General features: G+C 53.9%; 3 protein-coding genes and 1 pseudogene. All 4 read left to right on the forward strand.

Annotated features, from left to right (window positions below; genetic code table 11):
• The coding region (locus DXD02_RS15180) for a relaxase/mobilization nuclease domain-containing protein (protein WP_118667090.1) at positions 1–1518 on the forward strand (1518 nt) is incomplete at its 5' end.
• Between the two features lie 184 nt (positions 1519–1702).
• The gene (locus DXD02_RS15900) at positions 1703–1957 is read left to right on the forward strand and encodes a hypothetical protein (protein ID WP_118667091.1); all 255 of its coding nucleotides are present in this window, start codon (positions 1703–1705) and stop codon (positions 1955–1957) included.
• Positions 1905–2648: a phage replisome organizer N-terminal domain-containing protein gene (locus DXD02_RS15195; protein WP_118667092.1), complete on the forward strand. Its 744-nt coding sequence runs from the start codon at positions 1905–1907 to the stop codon at positions 2646–2648. Before DXD02_RS15900 ends, DXD02_RS15195 begins: the two co-directional genes overlap by 53 nt.
• A pseudogene (locus tag DXD02_RS15200) lies at positions 2645–2859 on the forward strand (ATP-binding protein); the annotation flags it as partial. The gene DXD02_RS15195 and the pseudogene DXD02_RS15200, both read left to right, overlap by 4 nt.

The raw sequence follows: 2859 nt of genomic DNA on the forward strand, positions 1-2859 counted from the left end.
GAAAACGGGCGGCTGATACCGAGGGAGGATTACCGCATTTCTTCCCTCAACTGCGGGGGCGAGGATTTCGCCGTTGCCTGTATGCGAGCCAATCTCCGCTATGAGAAAAACCAAAAACGGGAAGATGTGAAAAGCCACCACTATATCATTTCCTTTGACCCACGGGACGCAGCGGACAACGGCTTGACCGTAGACCAGGCGCAGGGGCTGGGCGAGAAGTTCTGTAAAGAGCATTTCCCAGGACACCAAGCCATTGTCTGCACCCACCCGGACGGACACAACCACAGCGGCAATATCCATGTTCATATCGTTATCAATTCTCTGCGTATTGAGGAAGTACCCTTGCTGCCCTACATGGACAGACCGGCAGATACCCGTGCCGGGTGCAAACATCGCTGCACCAATGCCGCTATGGAATATTTCAAGAGTGAAGTCATGGAGATGTGCCACCGGGAGGGGCTTTACCAAATCGACCTCTTGAACGGCAGCAAGGAGCGGATAACGGAACGGGAATACTGGGCGGCAAAGAAAGGGCAGCTTGCCCTTGATAAAGAGAACGCCGCCAGAGAAGCCGCCGGACAGCCGACCAAGCCCACCAAGTTTGAAACGGACAAGGCGAAGCTGCGCCGGACGATACGGCAGGCACTTTCCCAAGCTGGCAGCTTTGACGAATTTTCTTCCCTTTTGCTGCGGGAGGGTGTGACCGTCAAGGAGAGCCGGGGGCGGCTTTCCTACCTCACGCCGGACAGGACGAAGCCTATCACAGCTCGGAAGCTGGGGGACGATTTTGACAAGGCTGCTGTCCTTGCTCTGCTCACGCAGAACGCCCACAGAGCTGCCGAACAGACCACAGCCATACCAAAATACCCCCACACCCAAAAGGGACGCTTGCAGGAGGAAAAAGCCGCAAAAACCACCCCGGCAGACAACACCTTACAGCGCATGGTTGACCGGGAAGCCAAGCGAGCCGAGGGCAAGGGCGTGGGCTATGACCGCTGGGCGGCAAAGCACAACCTAAAGCAAATGGCAGCTACCGTTACCGCCTATCAGCAGTACGGCTTTTCTTCCCCGGAGGAACTGGACGAAGCCTGTTCTGCCGCCTATACCGCCATGCGGGAAAGCCTTACAGAGCTGAAGCAGATGGAAAAGACGCTGGACGGGAAAAAGGAGCTGCAACGACAGGTGCTAGCCTATTTCAAGACCCGCCCTGTCCGGGACGGGCTGAAACAGCAGAAAAACGCCAAAGCAAAATCAGCCTACCGTCAGAAGCACGAAAGCGACTTTATCATAGCAGACGCAGCCGCCCGCTATTTCAGGGAGAACGGCATTTCCAAGCTGCCGAGCTATAAAGCCCTGCAAGCAGAGATTGAAGTCCTTATCAAAGAGAAAAACAGCGGCTACAACGATTACCGGGCAAAACGGGAGGAATACCGCCGCTTACAGACTGTCAAGGGCAATATCGACCAGATTTTACGCCGGGAGCGCAAGCCTGTGAAAAGGCAGGAACAGGAGCGATAAAAACCACCCCAAAATGTACCCGAACCCATACAGAACAAGGGGGCTGCCCCGTACCCTATCCGCAATACCAAAGGATTTTTTAACGGGCTTACAGGGCAGAAAAACCCCGAAAATGATACCGAGATGATACAGAATTACCGCCGATACCGTCACACCAGCGGAAACGGCAGAAAGGAGCACACCCATGCCAAGAATGAACAAGAAACGGCGGCTGGAATGGTCTTTTTTCCTGCGGCAAGTAAAAGTCGGGAATACCACCTGCGACCGTATCACATACAACGACCTCTGCCGGGGCTGTACACATAGCTGCAAGCAGAGCTTCCGGGCGGTTATCATACTCTGCCCCCGCTACTACTCCAAACGCCGGAAAAAGGAGGACAGGGACAATGGCAGATACCCGCAAGGATTCCTACCTCAAGCTGAAAGAGAACTTTTTTGACAGCGACTCCATTGTGCTGCTGGAAGATATGAAAGACGGGATTTTATATTCCAATATCCTCTTGAAGCTGTACTTAAAATCGCTGAAAAACGGCGGGAAGTTGCAGCTTGACGAGCATATCCCCTACACAGCGCAGATGATAGCGACACTGACCCGCCACCAGATAGGGACGGTTGAGAGGGCTTTAGAGATTTTCCGGCAGTTGGGGCTTGTGGAGCAGCTTGACAGCGGGGCTTTCTATATGACCGACATTGAGCTGATGATAGGACAGTCCTCTACCGAAGCCGAGCGGAAACGGGCTGCAAGACTGGAAAACAAGGCACTTTTACCGCCCCGGACAAAAGGCGGACATTTGTCCGACATTCGTCCACCAGAGATAGAGATAGAGTTAGAGAAAGAGATAGAGATAGAAAAAGAGAGAGAGGGAGAAACGGGACACCCCGCCGCTTATGGCAGATACAACAATGTGATACTGACCGATACAGAGCTTTCCGGGCTGAAAACAGAGCTGCCCGACAAGTGGGAGTATTATATTGACCGGCTTTCCTGCCATATCGCTTCCACCGGGAAACAGTACCACAGCCATGCAGCCACCATTTACAAGTGGGCGCAGGAGGACGCTGCCAAAGGCAAGGCTGCCCCGAAACAGGGCATACCCGATTATTCATGCAAGGAGGGCGAGAGCTTATGAAAAACGGAATTGAAGCTATGATTACGGACATTACAGCCACTACCGCCGAAGCGGAGGACTACACAGGCGAGGACGGGCTTTTATACTGCGGTAAGTGCCATACGCCCAAAGAAGCCTATTTTGCAGAGGGAAAGACTTGTTTCGGGCGTGACCGCCACCCGGCAGAGTGCGACTGCCAGCGGGCAGCCCGTGAAAAGCAGCAAGCCGCCGA

This window comes from Blautia sp. TF10-30 (assembly GCF_003481245.1).
Taxonomy (GTDB): Bacteria; Bacillota; Clostridia; order Lachnospirales; family Lachnospiraceae; genus Fusicatenibacter; species Fusicatenibacter saccharivorans.